Raw genomic sequence first — 19,010 nt, forward strand, 5'->3', positions numbered from 1 at the left:
CCGCGTTTCCATTCACACGCCGCATCGCGCCCCTCATCCCTGCTGAACGCGCTGCGCCCGCGCGGCCAGACGCGGCCGCGCGCGTTCGAGCGGGCCGAGCCGGCCGAACAGGCCGTCCGCGACGCCGAACAGGATGCCGGCGAGCTTCGCACGCTTGTCGCGCTCGACGAGCGCGATCTGCACGACCTGCCACACGGTCAGCAGGTTCGGCACGATCGCCACCGGAAAGCGCAGCCCGTACTGCATCCCGAGCTGCACGGCATTGCGCGCGCTGTAGTAGCGCCGTTGCCACGAGTGATTCATCGACGTCATTTCGAAAGGGCCGATCGCGTGACGCTGCTTTGCGCCGATCCGGTGCGGCAGCACCAGCGACGGCACGACATAGAGCGGCACGTTGCGCGACAGCGCGCGGAAGCTGTATTCGGTATCGACGTGATCGATGAACAGCGTCTCGTCGAACCGGCCGAGCACGTCGAACGCGTCGCGCGACACGACGCAGCCCGAGGAAATCAGGAACGCGCAGCGCTGCAGCGGTGCACCCGGCTCGATCCGCAAGCGGCGCAGCCCGATCCCGTTGGTCGAGAGTTCGGGCAGGAAGCTGCGCGCGTTCTCGTCGAAGATGCGCGGGCCGGCCAGGAACGCGCGCCCCGCGAGCCCTGCGCAGACATCGCGCATCGCGGGGAAATACGCAGCCGGCACCGACGAATCCTGATCGAACAGCGCGACGGCGTCGATGCGATCGCGAAACAGCACCGCAAGCCCCGCGTTGTACGCGCCCGCGATCCCGCCGCGATTGCCGTGATGCAGCAGCGTGATGCCTTCGCGCGCGCACAGCTCGCGGGCCCGTGCATCGGGCTGCGGCGTGTTGTCGACGACGAGCAGCGCGTCGCACGCGTGCCGCCACGCGCCGAGTGCGTCGAGCTGCGCATCGCTCGGGTGATACAGGATCACGAGTGCGCCAAGTGTCGTCATGTTCCTCTCCTCAATGCCCGAACGACGCCGCCGCGCCGCGTTTCGGCCGCGTCAGCCACATCATTGCCGCGAGTGCGAGACACGTCATGCTCGCCATCCAGAACATGTCGTTGGTCGCCATCATGTAGGCCTGCTGCATCACGACCTGGTGCAGCGTCGTCAGCTCGCGCACGCCGTCCACGCCCATCGCGTTCAGCGTGTGCACGAAGCGCTGCGTGTTCGCCGACGCATGCGTGACGGATTGCGACACGACGTCGTAGTGATAAGTCGCGCGGTTGTCCCACAGCGTCACGCTCATCGCGGTGCCGAACGCGGCCGACAGCGTGCGCAGGAAGTTCGACAGGCTCGACGCGGCGGCGAGCCGGTCGTCCGGAATGCGCGACAGCGTCGCGGCGGTCAGCGGGATGAAGAAGCACGGCAGCCCGATCCCCTGGATCAGCCCCGGCGCGGCGATCTGCGCGAACGTCATCTTCAGCGTGAAATGCGCATCCCATGCGAGCACGCCCGCGAACACGAGGAAGCCGAAGGTCGCGAGCACGCGCGCGTCGAAGCGATGCGCATGCAGCCCGACGAGGATCGAGAACACCAGCGCGAGCACGCCGAGCGATGCCGTGGCGAGCCCCGCGTGGAACGCGTTGTAGCCCATCACGGCCTGCATCCACAGTGGGAACACGACGCCGACCACCGAGAAGCTCATCATCCCGAGCGAGATGATCAGCACGCAGAACGAGAACGTGCGATCGCGGAACAGGCTGAGATCGACGACGGGATGCGCCTCGCCCGCCTCCCAGATCAGCAGCGACACGATCGAGAGCGCCGCGACCACCGCCAGCGCGACGATCAGCGGCGAGCCGAACCAGCCGCGATCGTGGCCGAGATCGAGCATCGCCTGCAGCGAGCCGACGCCGATCACGAGCAGCACGATGCCCGGCACGTCGATCGGGCCGGCCTCGCCGCGTTGCGCATCAGGCCGCAGCATCGCGGTGCAGACCGCGAACGAGAACAGCCCGATCGGCAAATTGATCAGGAAGATCCACGGCCACGAGAAGTTGTCGACGATCCAGCCGCCGACCACCGGCCCGAAGATCGGCGCGAGCAGCACCGTCATCGCCCACAGCGCGAGCGCGATCGTGCGCTTGTCCGGCGGGAACGTGCGCAACAGGATCGTCTGCGACAGCGGCACCATCGGCCCCGAGCACAGCCCCTGCAGCGCGCGACAGATCACCAGCACGTGCAGGTCGCGCGCGAGCCCGCACAACAGCGACGTCAGCGTGAACAGCAGCACCGCGCCGACGAACAGCCGCAACTCGCCGACGCGGCGTGCGAGCCAGCCCGTCAACGGCACCGCGATCGCGGCCGCGACCGAATACGAGCTGATCACCCAGGTGCCCTGGCTGTTCGATACGCCGAGACTGCCGGAGATCGCCGGCACCGCGACGTTCGTCACGGTCGAGTCGAGCACCTCGATGAAGGTCGCGAGCGACAGCGCGAAGGTCAGCAGCGCCAGCCGGATGCCGCGCACCGGCTGCGCGGCCGGCTGGGGGGCCGGCGCGTCGAACGCGGACGGCCCGACGGGCCCGTCGTGAAGCGACGACGCGGTGCTCATGCGCCGGCCACCGCAACGTCGGGCCGCATGGCCGACGGCCCGTGCGCCGGTGCGAACCGTTCGATGAAATCGGCGGCGGCATCGCAGCCGTCCCGCTCGGCCGCAAGCAGCGCGCGCGTGCGCGCCGCGTGGGCCGCGAACGATGGTTCGCCGAGCACGCGCGCGAGCGCCGCGCCGAGGCGCGCGCCGTCGATCGGGCCGTCGACGCGCACGCCGCACCCGCTCACGGCAACCCGCTGCGCGTTGTCGAACTGGTCGTGCGCGAACGGCGTGACGACCTGCGCGATCCCGGCTTCGAACGCGAGCGCCGCGGTGCCGATCCCGCCGTGATGCACGAGCGCACGGCAAAGCGGCAGCAGCGTGCGCATCGGCACGAAGTGACGCACGAGCAACCGCTCGCTGCTGCGTGCCGCATCATCCGGCGTCAGCAGGATGCCGCGCGCGCCGGTCGCACGCAGCGCGTCCGCCACCGCACGCGCATAGGCCGCGTGATCGACCAGTGTCGAACCGGCCGTAAAAACGACCGGCGGCTCGCCGGCCGACAGAAATGCGTCGAGTTCGACGTCATGGGCGGGCGCCGCGACATCGTTGAACAACGGAAAGCCGCTTTGCACGTGATTCGCGGGCCAGTCGCGCTGCGGCGGCGCGAACCAGCCGGGAAACAGGCACAGCACGCCGTCGGTCGAATGCAGCCAGCGGCCCAGCACGCGCCGCACGGGCGCGAGCCCGAGATCGCGGCGCACCGCGTTGAGTGCGGGGCCGCAGGTGCGATCGAGCACCTGGCGCTCGATCAGCGTCATCAGCGCCGCCTTCACGGGCAGCGGCCAGCGCGCGGGAATCGTCAGGCGCGGGTGCGTCGGCGGCGCATGCGCGGACAACAGCGTCGACGGCGACACCTGCACCGACACGTACGGCGTGCCGTGCAGTTCCTGCATGAAGCGCGCGGAGAACGCCCACAGCGTGCCGACGAGCACCGTATCGCGGTCGGTCAGCGCACGCAGCGCGTCGTAATGCGGGCGCAGCGTCGGCGCGATCACCTGCCACAACGTGCGGAACGACGTGCGCGGATCCCACAGCGCGGGGTTCGCCATCGCGGCTTCGTAGTCGGCCTGCGTGCCGATCGGCACGAACGTGAACCCGCAACGGCGCACGGCCGGCTCGAACGGCGCGTGCGTGCAGAACACCACGTCGTGACCGCGCGACGCAAGCGTGCGCGCAACGCCGAGCAGCGGATGCACGTCGCCCGCCGAGCCGATCGCGGTCACGATCATCTTCGCCATCGCGCGCCTCGCGGGGTTCAATAGAAGCCGGGAATCAGCGCTGCGACTTCGCGACGGTACTGCGTGTACGCCGGCCCGAAATACCCGGTCAGCCAGCTTTCCTCGACGCGCACCTTGTACGCGAGCGACGCGAACACGAGCAGTACGCCGATCGCGCCACGCCATTCGCCGCCGATCAGCGCCGCGCCGACGAGCGCGACCAGGCAGCCCGTATAGATCGGGTGACGCACGAGCCCGTACGGCCCGGTGCGGACGAGTTCATGGTTTTCCTTCAGCGTGACCGACACGCTCCAGTTCGTGCCGAGGTGCAGCCGCGCCCACACCGAGAACAGCAGGCCGGCCACCAGCACCGCGAGCCCGCACTGTGCCTGCAGGCCGAAGCGCTGCCAGTCCGGCACGAGCGCCTGCCACGACGGATCGGGCAGGATGATCAGCGCGCCGCCGACGATCAGCGGAATCGACTGCAGCGTGCGCGAGCGCGATGCTTCCTTGCGCACGGTCGTCTTCACGCCCTGCGAAGTGGCGATCCAGTAGGCGAGCCACGCGGCCCACGGAACGACGATGGCGATGGTCTGAACGATATTCACGGCGGGCCTGCCTCGTTGGGATGGGAATTCGGGAGCGCCGCGCGTACCGGACGCACGGCGTTTTGCGTCACGACGACAGCGCGTGCATCGATGCGGGCACGCACGCCTGCGCGGCCGCAAGCGCGATGCCGGCGGCGCGCGACGACTCGCCGCAGAAAAAGTCGAGCAGCGCCGAACGCGTGTATTCGCGCTGCGCGCGGCCTTCGATGTCGAGGAAGTGGCCGGCGTCCGGCACCGTCGCGAACCGCGCGCGCGGCACGTGCGCGCCGAGCTGGCGCACGTCGGCGGGCGTCGTGTATTCGTCACGCTCGCCGTTCAGGAACAGCAGCTCGCAGCCGATGTTCGAGAACTCGCTGAAGTAGCGCTCGGGTTGCAGCGACAGGATCTGGTCGACGTGGAACGCGACCTGGTCCTGCTCGTCGCGCGGCAGGCGCGTGAGATACCGGTAGTTGTACAGCTTCATGATGCGCGGCAGGTAGCGGCCGACGGTGTCGTTCAGCAACTGCGCGGCCTTCAGGTTCTCGCCGGCCGCGATGTGATCGCGGGCGCGCGTCACATAGTCGACCATCGCATCGTTCAGGAACGGCGAGAACGAGCAAATCGCCGCGCGCCGCACGCTCGGGCAGCCGCGTGCCAGCGCGAACAGTGACGCGACGCCGCCCCATGACACCGACACGAGGTACGCCGGCGCGAAACGCTCGACCAGGTACTGCAGGATCGCGGCCTCGTCGTCCTTCGTCAGGATGAAGCAGCCCGGGTTGTGCTGGCGCGACTGCCCCGCATACGGCAGGTCGAAGCAGATCGTGTTCATCCGCTCGCCGAGATACTGGACGGTCTGCCCGAACGACGCGGTCGTCGCGAGGGCGCCGTTGACGAGCATCGCCGTGTCGAACGCCGGGTCGAACACGTTCCGTTCGACGTAGACCTTCAGACCATTCGGCAGCGGGACCACGTGTTTTTCGGTCAGCATCGTCGTTCTCCGGTGGATGCGGCGTCTCGACGTCGCGGCATGCTGCAGGTGCGCAATGACTGCGCCGGGTGTTCGCGCGCACTCCGAATCGCGCTGTTGGCCAATGCACCACGCCAATACCGGCGGCATCGATTCATTCCTCATGATGCGGCGCCATACTAATACGGACAATATTACTGACTCAAGTCAGTCCAACGATACCCTCTACTCCATTAGGAAATTCGGCAGATTCAAATTATTCCCTCATTTTTTATGGTAAGCGGAATTCATCCGAGGGCGATCGCAATCGTTTGCGAGGAGATGGCAAATCCTTGGTCAATCGACACATATTCATTTGAAATCAATGTGTTATAAATTTTCACTCATTCATTTAAAACGGATTTCCATGAATAAGTCGTGACGTCGGCTTGCGAGCCGACTTCCATGCCAGACCGAATATCACATAACTCAATATTCTTTCACTCCGTAATCGCTTCGACACCTGCAACGATTAGCCGGATTGATCGCTCACTTCACAAAGCGTTTTAAACAAACTCCAGCTTTTTTAATCATCTTTCAATTATTTTTCCGCACCTGCACAACCCGCGATCGGGGGCCTCGCTCGCCTGCCGGGCACCCGCTGAAACCGTCAGACCCCGATTTTTTGTTGATTGAACGTTCAATAAAAAACCGCTAAGCTCTCGACTTCCATGAACGGCCCGTCCGGGTGAAGGGAGTCGCGATGCCGAAAGTCGGAATGCGGGAGATTCGCCGCGCACAGTTGATCGACGCCACGCTGCGGTCGATCGACGAAACGGGGCTGCCCGGCACGACGCTCGCATCGGTCGCGCAGCGCGCGAACATCTCGACGGGCATCGTCAGCCACTACTTCGGCGACAAGGACGGCCTGCTCGAAGCGACGATGCGGCACGTGCTGCGCGACCTGTGGTCGGCCACCACGCGGCGCCGCGTGGCGGCACGCAAGGATCCGCGCTCGCGGCTGCGCGCGGTCGTCGCCGCGAACTTCGACGACACGCAGGTCAGTGCACCCGTGATGAAGACGTGGCTCGCGTTCTGGTCGCAGAGCATGCACGACCCGATGCTCAAGCGTCTGCAGCACGTCAACACGCGGCGCCTCCACTCGAACCTGTGCGCCGAATTCGCGAAGGCGTTGCCGCGCAAGCAAGCGCGCGAAGCCGCCAGCGGCCTCGCCGCGCTGATCGACGGCCTGTGGCTGCGCGGCGCACTCGCCGGCGGCCCGATCGACACCCGGGCTGCATTGAAGCTCGCCCACGATTACATCGACCTGCTGCTCGCGTCCGACTGACGCGTCACGCAGTCGCCCTCAAGGAGATCCTCATGTCCGTATTCGGTTTGCAGCGCCTCTACATCGGCGGCGGTTACGTCGACGCCACGAGCGGCAAGACTTTCGACACCTTCGATCCCGCCACCGGCGAACTGCTCGCGCAGGTGCAGCAGGCCAGCGCGGCCGACGTCGACCGCGCGGTGGCGTCCGCCCAGGAAGGCCAGCGTGAATGGGCCGCGATGACCGCGATGCAGCGCTCGCGCATCCTGCGCCGCGCGGTCGACCTGCTGCGCGAGCGCAACGACGAACTCGCCGCGCTGGAAACGCGCGACACCGGCAAGCCGATCGCCGAGACGCTCGCGGTCGACATCGTCACCGGCGCGGACGTGATCGAGTACTACGCGGGCCTCGCGACCGCGATCGAAGGGCTGCAGGTGCCGCTGCGCGCCGAGTCGTTCGTCTACACGCGCCGCGAGCCGCTCGGCGTGTGCGCGGGCATCGGCGCCTGGAACTACCCGATCCAGATCGCGTGCTGGAAGACGGCGCCCGCGCTCGCGGCCGGCAACGCGATGGTGTTCAAGCCGAGCGAAGTCACGCCGCTCACCGCGCTGAAGCTCGCGGAAATCTATACGGAAGCCGGCGTGCCGGCCGGCGTGTTCAACGTCGTGCAGGGCGACGGCTCGGTCGGCGCGCTGCTCACCGGCCACCCGGACATCGCGAAGGTGTCGTTCACCGGCGGCGTCGAAACCGGCAAGAAGGTGATGTCGCTGGCCGGCGCGTCGTCGCTGAAGGAAGTGACGATGGAACTCGGCGGCAAGTCGCCGCTGATCGTGTTCGACGATGCGGATCTCGACCGCGCGGCCGACATCGCGGTGACCGCCAACTTCTTCAGCTCGGGCCAGGTCTGCACGAACGGCACGCGCGTGTTCGTGCACCGCTCGATCAAGGATGCGTTCACGCAGCGCGTGCTCGAACGCGTGAAGCGTATCCGCGTCGGCAAGCCGACCGATGCCGACACCAACTTCGGCCCGCTCGTGTCGGCCGCGCAGCTCGACAAGGTGCTCGGCTTCATCGAGAGCGGCAAGGCCGAGGGCGCGAAGCTGCTCGCCGGCGGCACGCGCCTGACCGACGGCCACTTCGGCAGCGGCCAGTACGTCGCACCGACCGTGTTCGGGGATTGCCGCGACGACATGAAGATCGTCCGCGAGGAAATTTTCGGGCCGGTGATGAGCATCCTCGATTTCGAATCGGAGGACGAAGTGATCGCCCGCGCGAACGACACGCACTACGGCCTGGCAGCCGGCGTCGTGACCGAGAACCTGTCGCGCGCGCACCGCACGATCCATCGTCTCGAAGCCGGCATCTGCTGGATCAACACGTGGGGCGAATCGCCGGCCGAGATGCCGGTTGGCGGATACAAGCAATCCGGTGTCGGGCGCGAGAACGGCATCACCACGCTCGAGCACTACACTCGAATCAAGTCGGTGCAGGTCGAGCTCGGCCGCTACAACCCGGTGTTTTAAAGAAGGAGAATCCGTCATGACGACACGCGAATACGACTACATCATCTGCGGCGCCGGTTCCGCGGGCAACGTGCTCGCCACGCGCCTGACGGAAGATCCGGACGTCACGGTGCTGCTGCTCGAAGCGGGCGGCCCCGACTACCGCTTCGACTTCCGCACGCAGATGCCGGCCGCCCTCGCCTATCCGCTGCAGGGCCGCCGCTACAACTGGGCGTACGAAACCGACCCCGAGCCGCACATGGACAACCGCCGGATGGAATGCGGCCGCGGCAAGGGGCTCGGCGGTTCGTCGCTGATCAACGGGATGTGCTACATCCGCGGCAACGCGCTCGACTACGACAACTGGTCGACGCACAAGGGCCTCGAGAACTGGACCTACCTCGACTGCCTGCCGTACTTCAAGAAAGCCGAAACGCGCGACGTCGGCCCGAACGACTATCACGGCGGCAACGGTCCCGTGTCGGTCACGACCAGCAAGCCGGGCGTGAACCCGCTGTTCGAAGCGATGGTCGATGCAGGCGTGCAGGCCGGCTATCCGCGCACCGACGACCTGAACGGCTATCAGCAGGAAGGCTTCGGCCCGATGGATCGCACCGTCACGCCGAAGGGCCGCCGCGCCAGCACCGCGCGCGGCTACCTCGACCAGGCGAAGGCGCGGCCGAACCTCGAGATCGTCACCCACGCGCTCGCCGACCGCATCCTGTTCGACGGCAAGCGCGCGTCGGGCGTCACGTACCTGCGCGGCAGCGAACGCGCGACCGCGCAGGCGCGCCGAGAAGTGCTCGTGTGCAGCGGCGCGATCGCATCGCCGCAACTGCTGCAGCGCTCGGGCGTCGGCCCCGGCGCGTGGCTGAAGGAACTCGACATTCCCGTCGTGCTCGACCTGCCCGGTGTCGGCCAGAACCTGCAGGATCACCTGGAGATGTACATCCAGTACGAGTGCAAGGAGCCGGTATCGCTGTACCCGGCGCTCAAGTGGTGGAACCAGCCGAAGATCGGCCTCGAATGGATGCTGAACGGCACCGGCCTCGGCGCGAGCAACCATTTCGAGGCGGGCGGCTTCATCCGCACGCGCGACGACGATCTGTGGCCGAACATCCAGTATCACTTCCTGCCCGTGGCGATCAACTACAACGGCTCGAACGCGATCGAGATGCACGGCTTCCAGGCGCACGTCGGCTCGATGCGCTCGCCGAGCCGCGGCCGCGTGAAGCTGCGCTCGCGCGACCCGAACGCGCACCCGAGCATCCTGTTCAACTACATGGCCGAAGCACTCGACTGGCGCGAGTTCCGCGATGCGATCCGCGCGACGCGCGAGATCATGCGGCAGCCCGCGCTCGACCGCTATCGCGGCCGCGAGCTGAATCCGGGCGCCGACTGCAAGTCGGACAAGGAACTCGACGCGTTCGTGCGCGCGCGCGCGGAGACCGCGTTCCATCCGTCATGCTCGTGCAAGATGGGTTACGACGATATGGCCGTGGTCGATGAAGAAGGGCGTGTGCACGGGCTCGACGGCCTGCGCGTCGTCGATGCGTCGATCATGCCGATCATCACGACCGGCAACCTCAATGCGCCGACGATCATGATCGCCGAGAAGATCGCGGACAGGATTCACGGGCGCAAGGCGCTTGCGCGGGTGGACGTGCCTTACTTCGTGGCGAACGGGGCGATGGCGAGGAATGTCGCGAAGGCGGTGCGGCAGCCGGAGACGGTTTGACGACGGCGGGCGTGCTGCCCGCTCATCGGCGTACTGACGAAACGCCGCCGACAGCGATTGTCGGCGGCGTTTTTCATGCGTTTTTCATGCCTTCGTCAGCCGCTGTTCACTTCTCGCTTCAAACGCTCGACGTCCACGTGCATCAGATAGTGCGTGATGTTCTTCCAGATCGGATGGAACCCGTAGCCGCCGTGCTGCAGTTCATCGAGCGCCTGCTCGCGCGTCCAGCCCTGATACACCATCCGGTACAACGCCGACACGAGGCCGGTACGATCGGCGCCGTGCTGGCAGTGGATCAGCACCGGGCCGTCCTGGTCCGCCGTGCGCAGCGCCTTCAGCGCGGTGACCATGTCTTCGTCGCGAATGTCCCACGTGTTGATCCGGATGCGCTGCATCTTGATCTGCGTGCCGGCCAGGATGCTGTCGTCCGCGTGAAACGAACGGAAGCTGATGACCTTGCGGATGCCGAGCTTCTGCAGTTCCGGCACGTCCGAGCGCGACAGCTGGGCGCTGCGGTACAGCGTCGGCGTGATGCGGTGCAGGTTGTTCACATGCGCATCGGTCACGCCCTGCGCCCAATTGATCGGCCGGGCGGATACCTCGGCAGCCGGGTCCGCCTCGGCCGGCTGCACGAGTCCGGCAAGCGTGGCGGCGATCGCGGCAATGACGGCGATTTTCATGTCGGGTCAGGGCTCAGTAAAAGGCGCGCTTGCGCTCGCGGGAAAGCATGAACAGCACGATCGCGGCGGCGCTCATCGTCCAGTAGTCCGTCGGGGCCACGCCCAGCCAGTGGATATGCCATGGCACGTTGGCCGGATTGAAGCGGGCCAGGCCATACGCCGGATTCAGCACGAACCACAGGAAATCCTCGGTCAGCCAGAACACCATGATGCACGCGATGATGCGGGCTTCGATGCGCCACGACCATCGTCCATTGAACACGGCCGGCAGGTGAAAGAACAGCGCGACGAACGGAAACACCCACGCGTGGTAGCCGGTCATCGGGCGCCCGCCCCAGAAGATGTCGAGCAGCCAGTGATGCTCGATGCGCCACGTCGGCAGGTTGGCGGCCCAGCCCGCGCTGCCTTCGATCTGGATCTCGACGTTCGCGAAGAAGTACGCGAGCAACACGACCCACGCGACGACGAACACCGTATGGCGCGTCGGCACAAAACGCGCGCCGCTCATGCGGCCGGCTCCAGGCCCAGCACGCGATCGAGCACGAAGCGGCCGGCGAGCGGCCGCCCGAGCGGCGCGAGACGGCGGCGCATGTCGGCGAGGCGCTCCGGCGTCTGCAGCAACCCGCGGATCCGGTAGACGAGCGCATCGTCGTCGATCGCCTTCAGCGCGACGCCCTGTTCGAGCAGGAAATCCGCATTGCGCTCTTCCTGGCCCGGAATCGGCGAGTTGACGATCATCGGCAACTGCATCGCGAGGCATTCGGATGTCGTCAGGCCGCCCGGCTTCGTGATCACGAGGTCGGCACAGGCCATCAGGCGTTCGACCTGCTGCGTGAAGCCCTGCGGAAACAGCCGGCCCGGATGCCGCGCGGCCAGTGCCTGCAACGACGCCAGCATCGCCTTGTTCTTGCCGGCCAGCGCGATCAGCTGGAAGTCGGCATCCATCTCCAGCAGGCGCGCGGCCAGTACGTCGAGGCCGCCGAGGCCCGCGCCGCCGGACATCATCAGGAACGTCGGGCGCGCGGGATCGAGGCCGAATTCGGCCGCGCAGGCCGCGCGATCGAGCGGCTGGCCGAACGCCGGCATGATCGGAATGCCGCTGACGTGCACCGTTTCCGGCGCCATGCCGCGCGCATGCATGCGCCACGCGATTTCGTCGTTGGCCGCGAAATAGCCGCGCATGTTCGGCACGACCCACATGCTGTGCAGGTCGAAATCGGTGACCTGCACCCACACCGGCGTGTCGACGCGCCCCTTGCGGATCTCGCGCGACAGCAGTTCAGCCGGCAGGAAGTGCGTGCAGATGATCGCATCCGGGCGCTGCCGTTCGATCTCCGCGAGCAGCGCCCGGCAATTGAGCCGCTCGATCGCGCGCCGGATCTTCTGCGACGGCGCGGCGGGATCGACTTCGTCGGTCTTCTGGTACAGGTAGCCCCACAGCGCCGGCTGGCTGCTGACGAGCTTGATGTAGAGATCGGTGTAAAGCTTGCGAAAGCCGGTGGACACGAAATCCATCACGTCCAGGTGGGTGGCTTCGATGCCAGCGGGATGGTGGTCGGCGAACGCGCGGATCGCTTCGGCCGCGCGAGTATGGCCGGCGCCGGCGCTGACGCTCAGGAGGAGGATCTTCTTGCTTGGCTTTGACATCTGACTGACCGTTTCGATGAAGGGGGTCCGGAGGCGGGTTCGCAGCGGCGCGCTCACGCGGCGGCGGTTTGCGTCCGGTGTGCAACAAGCCTGGCCGATCTTCGGCGGTGCGGGCGGGCGGTTACAGCGCAGCGATCGCCCGCATCGTCTGCGGAATCATACTGCGTTCGGTCGATGGCGCCTGGATCGGGGAGGCGCGCAGGCGGTCAAGCGGTCAGGAAAGATGGATGGTGTGGACGGCGTGGCGTGCGGCCAGTGTGGACGCCGACGGCTCGTCGCGTCACCGGCCGACGCCCGTTCACGTGTGCGAACGGGGCTCGGCATTCGGCGCGAGCCACGTGCTCGTGCGCGATTGGTTTGGCATCCTCACATGTTGGTTCGGCAAAGGCGATGCATCGGCCGGTCGTGTCCCACGAACTCCCCGAATCAGGGTGTTGCACCACCCTGCTTGCGCATCCGCTTCCCACGAATGATCGGGTTCCATCGCGACGTCAGGCTCATCGCGCCTTGCAGGCGTTCGAACGCGACGTCCTCTTTCGGCCCGAATCGGCTGACCGCCGGCCATGCAAGCACGTGATCGAGCCACGCCTGCCACTCGTCACCGTGAAAGCGGCGACCGATTTCCCGGACGGCGTCCGGTGCCGCGATCACGATGCCCGCCAGCAGGGAGTAGGCCCAGAAGCTGCCCGCGCCGACGAGCTGATCGAGCCTGCACACGGATAACGCCGCGAGCAGCCCGTCCACCGACGCGAGATCGGCACGATGCGTGCGTATCGCGCGCGCCACGAGGTTGTGCTGACCGCCATACGCGGCAATGGACGTTCCGTTGCCGGCGGCGAGCACGGCCGAGAACGTCGCGAGCGCAGCCATCTCGTCGATGCGCGATGCATCGTCGCGCGGCCCGCACGCGCGCAGCACGATCGCGTCGATGACGGCGCCAGGCAAGGTCGACGTTTCTCCACCCGCCGCCGCGACGACGGCCAGCCTTTCTCTCAGGTTCTTCGCAGGCGGCAAGCCGTCCTGCGCGCCCTTTTCGTGTTCAGTGCTTTCGCCGTCATCGCCCCCGTTGCCTTCGACACCGCCGGCAATCCGCTCGAGCGCGGCCCAACCGATATCGGGGTCGTCGAATGCGCAGGCATCGATCGCGCCGTGCGCGGTGTCGAACACGGCGCGCGAGCCGGGGCAGCTGCGTTCGGCTTCGGCGAGTTGCTGCATCGAAGGCACATGCGAGCACGCGCCGCGCGGGTCGGTCAGGTCGCATGCGCAGGCGCCGCCGTCCGATGCGATCCACGGCGCGAGCCGGTGAAGCATCGCCGTCGCTTCCCGGGACAGGCTCGCGCCAGCCCGCATGCGTATCGCGTGAGACGCGATGACGGTCGTGTCGTCGGCGTCACCTGCCTGCGCCGCGCAAGCGGCAGCGTCGAGTCGTTCGATCAGGTACTGCAACCACGCGGCCGTGCGCAGCCGGTCAGGCGTCGCGCCGCGGGCATCTCCATACTTTGCTGGATCGGTAAGCATGGGTCTTCCGGGAGTATTCTGGCCAATTGGAATAGGGTTAATTCGGTCGAATCGGCTGGCGCGGTACGCCGTGCCGACCCGCAAGACCCCACGCGTCGGATCGCGACACGTGTGGTCAGCCTGTCGCCACGCTGATCCGGGCGACGGCTCGAAAACGTCGAAGAAGCGGACATCCGCGTAGATCCCGCGCCGCCTTCGTGCGCAGCAAGCTCTCCGCTTCGATCGGCGGCGCTTACTGAACGTGGAACTTCGGCGACGTGATGACCATGCCGTTCACCGTGCAATCCGGCGTCAGCACGGCGTTGTTGAACGTCGCCATACAGTGGATCGGACCGACCGCCCCCTTCTGGAGCGACGTGATCCCCGACGCCGAAAACGGTTCTCCATTCGGATTCATCGGCAAGCCATCCGCTCGCGAAACGGTCACTGCGAATGCGGGTACGGCCGAAACCGCGGTAACGACGACCGCGGCGGCAAGCGATGCAATTTGACGAATTTTCATCTGTACGGCCCTCTCTCTTGATATATGGCGGCCTTCCTCGAGAAACGCGACCGCTCTGCCGAACGAATCCGGCCGTCGCGCCGATACACGCGACGGCACGGACCCATCGAAACCGCGAATACCCGCCGCACCTACCGCACGGCCCTCGCGCGCGGCGGGCATCCTGCTTCGATCTGCGACGCTTACTGCACGTGGAACTTCGGCGACGTCAGGACCGTGCCGCCCACCGTGCAATCCGGCGTCAGCACGGCGTTGTTGAACGTCAGCGACGAGTTCGAATCGCTCCACGCCGTCACGACCTTGCTCGGCCCGCAAGTGCCGAGCAGCGTCACGGTCACCTTCGCGTTATTGATCGACAGCTGTGTCGTGCTGTCAGCCTGCCCCGTCCACGGCGACGCGCTGCTCGCGCTGCCGGCGATGAGGCCGCAGGTCCCGCCGCCGGTGAACTGCGTCGACGTGATGTTGACGATGCCGGTCGACGTGATCGTGCCGTTGAAGGTCGCGGTACAGGAAGCGCTGATCGATCCCTTGCTGAGATTCGTGATCCCCGACGCCGAGAACGGCTCGCCATTCGGGTTCATCGGCTGACCGTCGGCCCGCGAAACGGTAACGGCGAAAGCAGGCGCGGCCGAAACCGCGGTGAAAGCCACTGCAGCAACAAGCGATACGATTTTACGAATGCTCATTTGAACTGCCCCCTCTCTTCACAAATGGCGGCACGCCGCCAGGAACGCGACCTCCCGGCCGGAAAGGTCCGGCCAACCGGTCGCAGGAAGCCGCCGGCGCGCGTCATGCGCGCCGGACGGCTCAGAACTTGTAGGAAATCCCGACGAACGTGATCAGCGGATCCGCCTTCAGCCGCGTGCGCGTGGTGGCGAGCGTCGAGCCGTCGGCCGCCTTGATCACGAGCGACGAGTAGGTCTTCAGCGGCATGTACGTTAGCGTTGCCGTGAGCCCCCAGTGCTTGTCGATCGCATAGCTCGCGCCGACGTTGTAGACCGGCGTGAACGACGACGACGCCTTGCCCTCCACCGACGTCGGCCCCGGCTTGCCTGCGCCCGCCGCGAGTACGCTGCCGAGGTTCTCGTTGATGTCCTTCGCGAAGTTGCCATTCAGCTCGATGTTGCTGAACCAGCTGTAGGCCACGCCGATCCCGACGAACGGCCGGAACCGCGCCGTCGGCGAATTGAAGTAGTACTGCAGAATGACCGTCGGGCTCCATTGCCGCGCGTTCTTCACCGCCGGCTGGTTCGCCGGATCGTCCATGTTGACGCTGCCGAGCGCGCCGGCCGGGCCGGGCGGCCGGATCGTGCCGTGCCCGGTCAGCGTGAACTCGGGCGGCACGCCGAGCACCGACGTGACCGCAATATGGTCGGTGAAGAAGTGCGTGAGCGTGAGGCCGACCGTATCGGCATTGTTGACCGTCAGGCTCGTGCCCGGCGACGTGAACGACCCGGGCAGGCGCAGCGGCCCGTTGATCGGCATGCTCGCGAGATTCGTCGTCAGCCCGTTGGTCGAATCCTGCGGCATGATGTGCAGCCAGCCCAGCGTCGCGACGTTGTCGCCCGCCTGCTGGGCCGATGCGAGCGTCGACACACCTGCGACGACACCCGCGACAATCAGCTTCTTCATGAAGTCTCCCCTCATTCTGTCCGGGCGCCGCGCACCTGCGCGCGGCGCCGCCGTGTCTCCATCCAGGCGTGCGTCACTGCACGAATGCGCCGACCGTGAAGTACGGGTTGCTCGTATCGTTCATGTCGAGGAACCCGAATACGCCGCCGGCGAACACGAACTTGCCGGTCGCCGGCCCCGACGCGGCGTCCGCATGCACGGTCGTCACGACACCGGGCACCTTCTGCGTGTAGTCGAGGTTCAGCGCGCGCGTGAGCGCGGCCTGCGACGCATTGAACGGATCGAGCAGCGTGGCCTGCGCGCCGACGAGCGCGGTCGCGCGGTAGTTGAACGCGCTGTCGACACCCGTGTACTCGCCGTTCTGCGAGCCTTGCGCGATCGCCGTCTGCGGGCTCAGGAACGAGATGCCCGATTCGTCGTCCGCGCTCGGCGGGCCTTGCGTGAGGTCCGCGTTGGCAGCACCGGTGCGGATGAAGATCGGCACGAGCTGGTTGCGCAGCTTGCCGACGATCAGGATCCCCTTGCCGGCCTTCGCCGGATCGGCCGCGGCGAGCGTCGGCGGAATCTGCGGCAGGTAGTTGAGCGACTGGAACGCCGGCGCATCGGGCCGCAGCGTGAACGGCTGGTTCACGGTCGCGCTCGACGCGAGCGGCTGCCCGCCGTTCTTCTTGCCGAAGTTGTCGGTTTCGACGTAGCTGCCGTCCGCGTTGATCGTCACCTGCTGGTCGAGCGCCACCGGCTGGAAGCTCTGCGACGGCACCTGGTGATAGCCGAGCTGGTTATACTTGCCGGCGATCTTCGTCAGGTCGGTTTCCAGCGACGAGAAGCTGATGAACGGGTAGTACGGGAACGTCGTCTGCGCAATCTTGCCGACGCCGATCACGCCGTTGAACTGGATTGTCGCGCCGGGAATCGCGCCGCCCAGCACGCCTTCGCCGAGGAACAGCCGCGCGGGCCGGTTCGGGTCGAGGCTGGCGTTCTGCATCCGGAACGTGCACTGGTTCAGCTTCACCGTCGGCAGCCCCGTTTCGTCGGCGAGCGTGCCGTCGACCACGTTGGCCGGCGCCGTGTCGCGGGTCGGCTGTACGGTACCCGTGGTGCTCGGCACCGGCGATGCGAGATACGTCATCCGGTACGTCATCTTCGTCGTATCGAGCTGCACCTTCACGAGCTCCCCCGACCCCGATCCGCCGATGAACACCGTGTTGTAGTCGATCGTCTGCGGGCACAGCCGGACCACCGGCGCGGGCGGCGGGTCGCCGTCTCCGCCGCAGGCGGCCAGCACGGGCGCGAGCGACGCCGCGGCCATCCATTTCTTCAAATTCATAGGAATCCTCTTGAAATCCGATTCGCCGGCGGCGACGCGTGCGCCGCCGGTGTTACGCGTTCAATGCGGGGTTACTGAACGAATGCGCCGATCGTGAAGAACGGGTTGACCTGGCTGTTGTTGACGACCATCGCGTAGACGTTGCCGGCCGTCACGATCCAGCCCTTGTCGCCCTTCTTGAAGATCGCCACGTTGCCGCTGGCGCCCTTCGCGTTGAAGTCGCTGTTGGCCGTGATCGCGATCTTGCCGGGCGATGCCTGCGTATAGTCCAGCCCGAACTGAGCCGTCTCCGACGACGTCTGCGGATCGATGAATGCCGCGGTATTGCCCTGGAAGAGCGTCGACGTGTAGTTCGCCGCGATGGTCGATACGGCGGTGCCATCGGTACAGTTGCCGGCAGACGGCGTGAAGTAATTGAAACTGGTGTTGAACACGCCCGGCAGGTCCGGATGCGGGATCATCGGGTCGAAGCTCGGTCGCGCAACAGCCGCATTGCTCGACGGCCCGTTGTTCGTCACCACACCGCACGCGGACGCGCTCGTCGCACCGATGAACCCGCCCTTCAGCACGTTGGCCGCAACCGGTTTGGAAGGCGCGAGCATCGAGATGCCGACTTCCGCATCGGCCACCGAACCGAACGGATTGCCCGGCGGGGCATACGCGTACCCTACGCGGATCACCACCGGCACCAGTGCACCGTTCAGCTTGCCGACGATCATCACGCCATGGGCCTGGCTCGGCACGAGAAGCACGATCGGCTGCCCTTGGCCGGCCGACGGATACGGCTGCCCCGTCTGCGCATTGCTGACGAATACGTTGTCGGACGTGCCGTCCGCGTTCTTGCGCAACGTCCACGGCGTGCCGGTCGTCTGACACGAGTAGTCGCTGCCTTGCGTGATCGTGCACGAGCCGTCCGCATTGAGCGTCTGGTTCCAGTTCACGACGTCCGGCTGCCAGCCCTGCGGCGTGGTGGTCTGAAAGCCGGTGCCGGTCGGCGACAGGTGAATGCCGACTTCGTTGTATACGCCGGCCACCTTCGTGAAATCCGTTTCCGTGTCGGTAAAGCCGATGAACGGATAGAAGTCGAACGTGCGCGACGGTACAGTACCGAGGAAGTAGCCCGGCACGACCTCGATCCCCTGGAACGCGATCGTCGCCCCCGGAATCCCGCCGCCCACGACGCCGTTGCCGACGAACAGCATCGGCGGATCCGCGCGATTGATCGTCACCGAATACGTGCCGTCGCTCGTCGCGCCGCTGTCGAGCACGAATGCGCAGCGGTTCTGCTCGGCCGTCGGAAGATTGGTCGGGTGATGGAACGCGCCGTTGATCGTCAGGCCCGCGCGCGTGTTGTTGATCTGCCCCGCCGACGTCGGCACCGACGAGTCGAGGAACTGCATCTGATAGGTGAGCTTCGTCGTGTCGAACTTCACCTTCACGTACTCGCCGCTGCCCGAACCGCCCGTATACGTCGTCGTGTAATCGAGCGCGTCCGGACACAGCTTCGTCACGACCGGCAGCGTCGTTTCGGCGCCGCTCGGCCCGCATGCGCTGCCCGAACATTGCGGCACATTGATCGGCCCCGGATCGTCGCCGCCGCCGCAACCGGCGACGAACGGCAACGCGGCTACCGCGCACGACAGGATCGCCTTCCGCCATTCAGGAATGCAAATCATCAACCCCTCCTTTTCAGGTACGACAAGTCTCGTCCGGACAGGCTGCATGGCCCGCCGGTTGGTATCGCGCCGCGGCACGAACGCGCGG

General features: G+C 66.5%; 17 protein-coding genes. 3 read left to right on the plus strand and 14 right to left on the minus strand.

Translation table 11 applies throughout. The annotated features are described in order from the left end of the window. Nucleotides 1–33: 33 nt before the first annotated feature. From LGN17_RS09520 to LGN17_RS09540, 5 genes are all read right to left on the minus strand, one after another. Nucleotides 34–972 (minus strand): glycosyltransferase family 2 protein, encoded by a 939-nt coding sequence (locus LGN17_RS09520; RefSeq protein WP_226196185.1) that lies wholly within the window; start codon nt 970–972, stop codon nt 34–36. Nucleotides 973–982: 10 nt separating this feature from the next. Further along, nucleotides 983–2,578, minus strand: a complete 1,596-nt coding sequence (locus LGN17_RS09525) for a DHA2 family efflux MFS transporter permease subunit (protein ID WP_226196187.1) — start codon at nt 2,576–2,578, stop codon at nt 983–985. Next, nucleotides 2,575–3,858, minus strand: a complete 1,284-nt coding sequence (locus LGN17_RS09530; protein WP_226196188.1) for a glycosyltransferase — start codon at nt 3,856–3,858, stop codon at nt 2,575–2,577. Before LGN17_RS09530 ends, LGN17_RS09525 begins: the two co-directional genes overlap by 4 nt. Before the next feature lie 17 nt (nt 3,859–3,875). Next, complete coding sequence (locus LGN17_RS09535; RefSeq protein WP_175954614.1) at nt 3,876–4,445, minus strand: methyltransferase family protein; 570 nt, start codon at nt 4,443–4,445, stop codon at nt 3,876–3,878. A gap of 67 nt (nt 4,446–4,512) precedes the next feature. Then, nucleotides 4,513–5,415 carry an alpha/beta fold hydrolase gene (locus LGN17_RS09540; protein ID WP_226196189.1) on the minus strand — a complete coding sequence of 301 codons (903 nt, stop codon included), beginning with the start codon at nt 5,413–5,415 and terminating at the stop codon, nt 4,513–4,515. 721 nt (nt 5,416–6,136) lie between these two features. On the opposite strand from LGN17_RS09540, the gene betI reads away from it, so the two are divergent. Genes betI through betA form a run of 3 tightly spaced genes read left to right on the plus strand, consistent with a single transcriptional unit; the run spans nt 6,137 to nt 9,940 of the window. Then, nucleotides 6,137–6,721 (plus strand): transcriptional regulator BetI, encoded by a 585-nt coding sequence (gene betI / locus LGN17_RS09545; RefSeq protein WP_226196190.1) that lies wholly within the window; start codon nt 6,137–6,139, stop codon nt 6,719–6,721. 32 nt (nt 6,722–6,753) lie between these two features. Continuing rightward, the gene (gene betB / locus LGN17_RS09550) at nt 6,754–8,223 is read left to right on the plus strand and encodes a betaine-aldehyde dehydrogenase (protein WP_175954620.1); all 1,470 of its coding nucleotides are present in this window, start codon (nt 6,754–6,756) and stop codon (nt 8,221–8,223) included. Nucleotides 8,224–8,239: 16 nt separating this feature from the next. Beyond that, nucleotides 8,240–9,940, plus strand: a complete 1,701-nt coding sequence (betA, locus tag LGN17_RS09555; RefSeq protein ID WP_226196191.1) for a choline dehydrogenase — start codon at nt 8,240–8,242, stop codon at nt 9,938–9,940. 95 nt (nt 9,941–10,035) lie between these two features. Here the strand turns inward: betA and LGN17_RS09560 are convergent, their stop codons facing one another. The 9 genes from LGN17_RS09560 to LGN17_RS09600 form a co-directional block, all read right to left on the minus strand. Continuing rightward, nucleotides 10,036–10,620: a dual specificity protein phosphatase family protein gene (locus LGN17_RS09560; RefSeq protein ID WP_175954624.1), complete on the minus strand. Its 585-nt coding sequence runs from the start codon at nt 10,618–10,620 to the stop codon at nt 10,036–10,038. Nucleotides 10,621–10,633: 13 nt separating this feature from the next. Beyond that, nucleotides 10,634–11,128 (minus strand): hypothetical protein, encoded by a 495-nt coding sequence (locus LGN17_RS09565; RefSeq protein WP_226196192.1) that lies wholly within the window; start codon nt 11,126–11,128, stop codon nt 10,634–10,636. Continuing rightward, nucleotides 11,125–12,267 (minus strand): MGDG synthase family glycosyltransferase, encoded by a 1,143-nt coding sequence (locus tag LGN17_RS09570; protein ID WP_226196193.1) that lies wholly within the window; start codon nt 12,265–12,267, stop codon nt 11,125–11,127. Before LGN17_RS09570 ends, LGN17_RS09565 begins: the two co-directional genes overlap by 4 nt. Before the next feature lie 426 nt (nt 12,268–12,693). After that, the gene (locus tag LGN17_RS09575) at nt 12,694–13,785 is read right to left on the minus strand and encodes a hypothetical protein (protein ID WP_226196194.1); all 1,092 of its coding nucleotides are present in this window, start codon (nt 13,783–13,785) and stop codon (nt 12,694–12,696) included. Between the two features lie 232 nt (nt 13,786–14,017). Further along, nucleotides 14,018–14,287, minus strand: a complete 270-nt coding sequence (locus tag LGN17_RS09580; protein WP_226196461.1) for a hypothetical protein — start codon at nt 14,285–14,287, stop codon at nt 14,018–14,020. Nucleotides 14,288–14,469: 182 nt separating this feature from the next. Continuing rightward, nucleotides 14,470–14,973: an activator protein gene (locus LGN17_RS09585; RefSeq protein ID WP_069260616.1), complete on the minus strand. Its 504-nt coding sequence runs from the start codon at nt 14,971–14,973 to the stop codon at nt 14,470–14,472. A gap of 121 nt (nt 14,974–15,094) precedes the next feature. Continuing rightward, on the minus strand, nt 15,095–15,919 hold the full coding sequence (locus LGN17_RS09590) for an OmpW/AlkL family protein (protein ID WP_089462135.1): 825 nt from the start codon (nt 15,917–15,919) through the stop codon (nt 15,095–15,097). 73 nt (nt 15,920–15,992) lie between these two features. Beyond that, nucleotides 15,993–17,246: a DUF2957 domain-containing protein gene (locus LGN17_RS09595; protein WP_226196195.1), complete on the minus strand. Its 1,254-nt coding sequence runs from the start codon at nt 17,244–17,246 to the stop codon at nt 15,993–15,995. Nucleotides 17,247–17,317: 71 nt separating this feature from the next. Then, nucleotides 17,318–18,922: a DUF2957 domain-containing protein gene (locus tag LGN17_RS09600; protein ID WP_226196196.1), complete on the minus strand. Its 1,605-nt coding sequence runs from the start codon at nt 18,920–18,922 to the stop codon at nt 17,318–17,320. Between the last annotated feature and the right edge of the window lie 88 nt (nt 18,923–19,010).

The sequence above is a fragment of the Burkholderia sp. AU30280 genome, from assembly GCF_020420125.1.
In the GTDB taxonomy this organism is placed as follows: Bacteria; Pseudomonadota; Gammaproteobacteria; order Burkholderiales; family Burkholderiaceae; genus Burkholderia.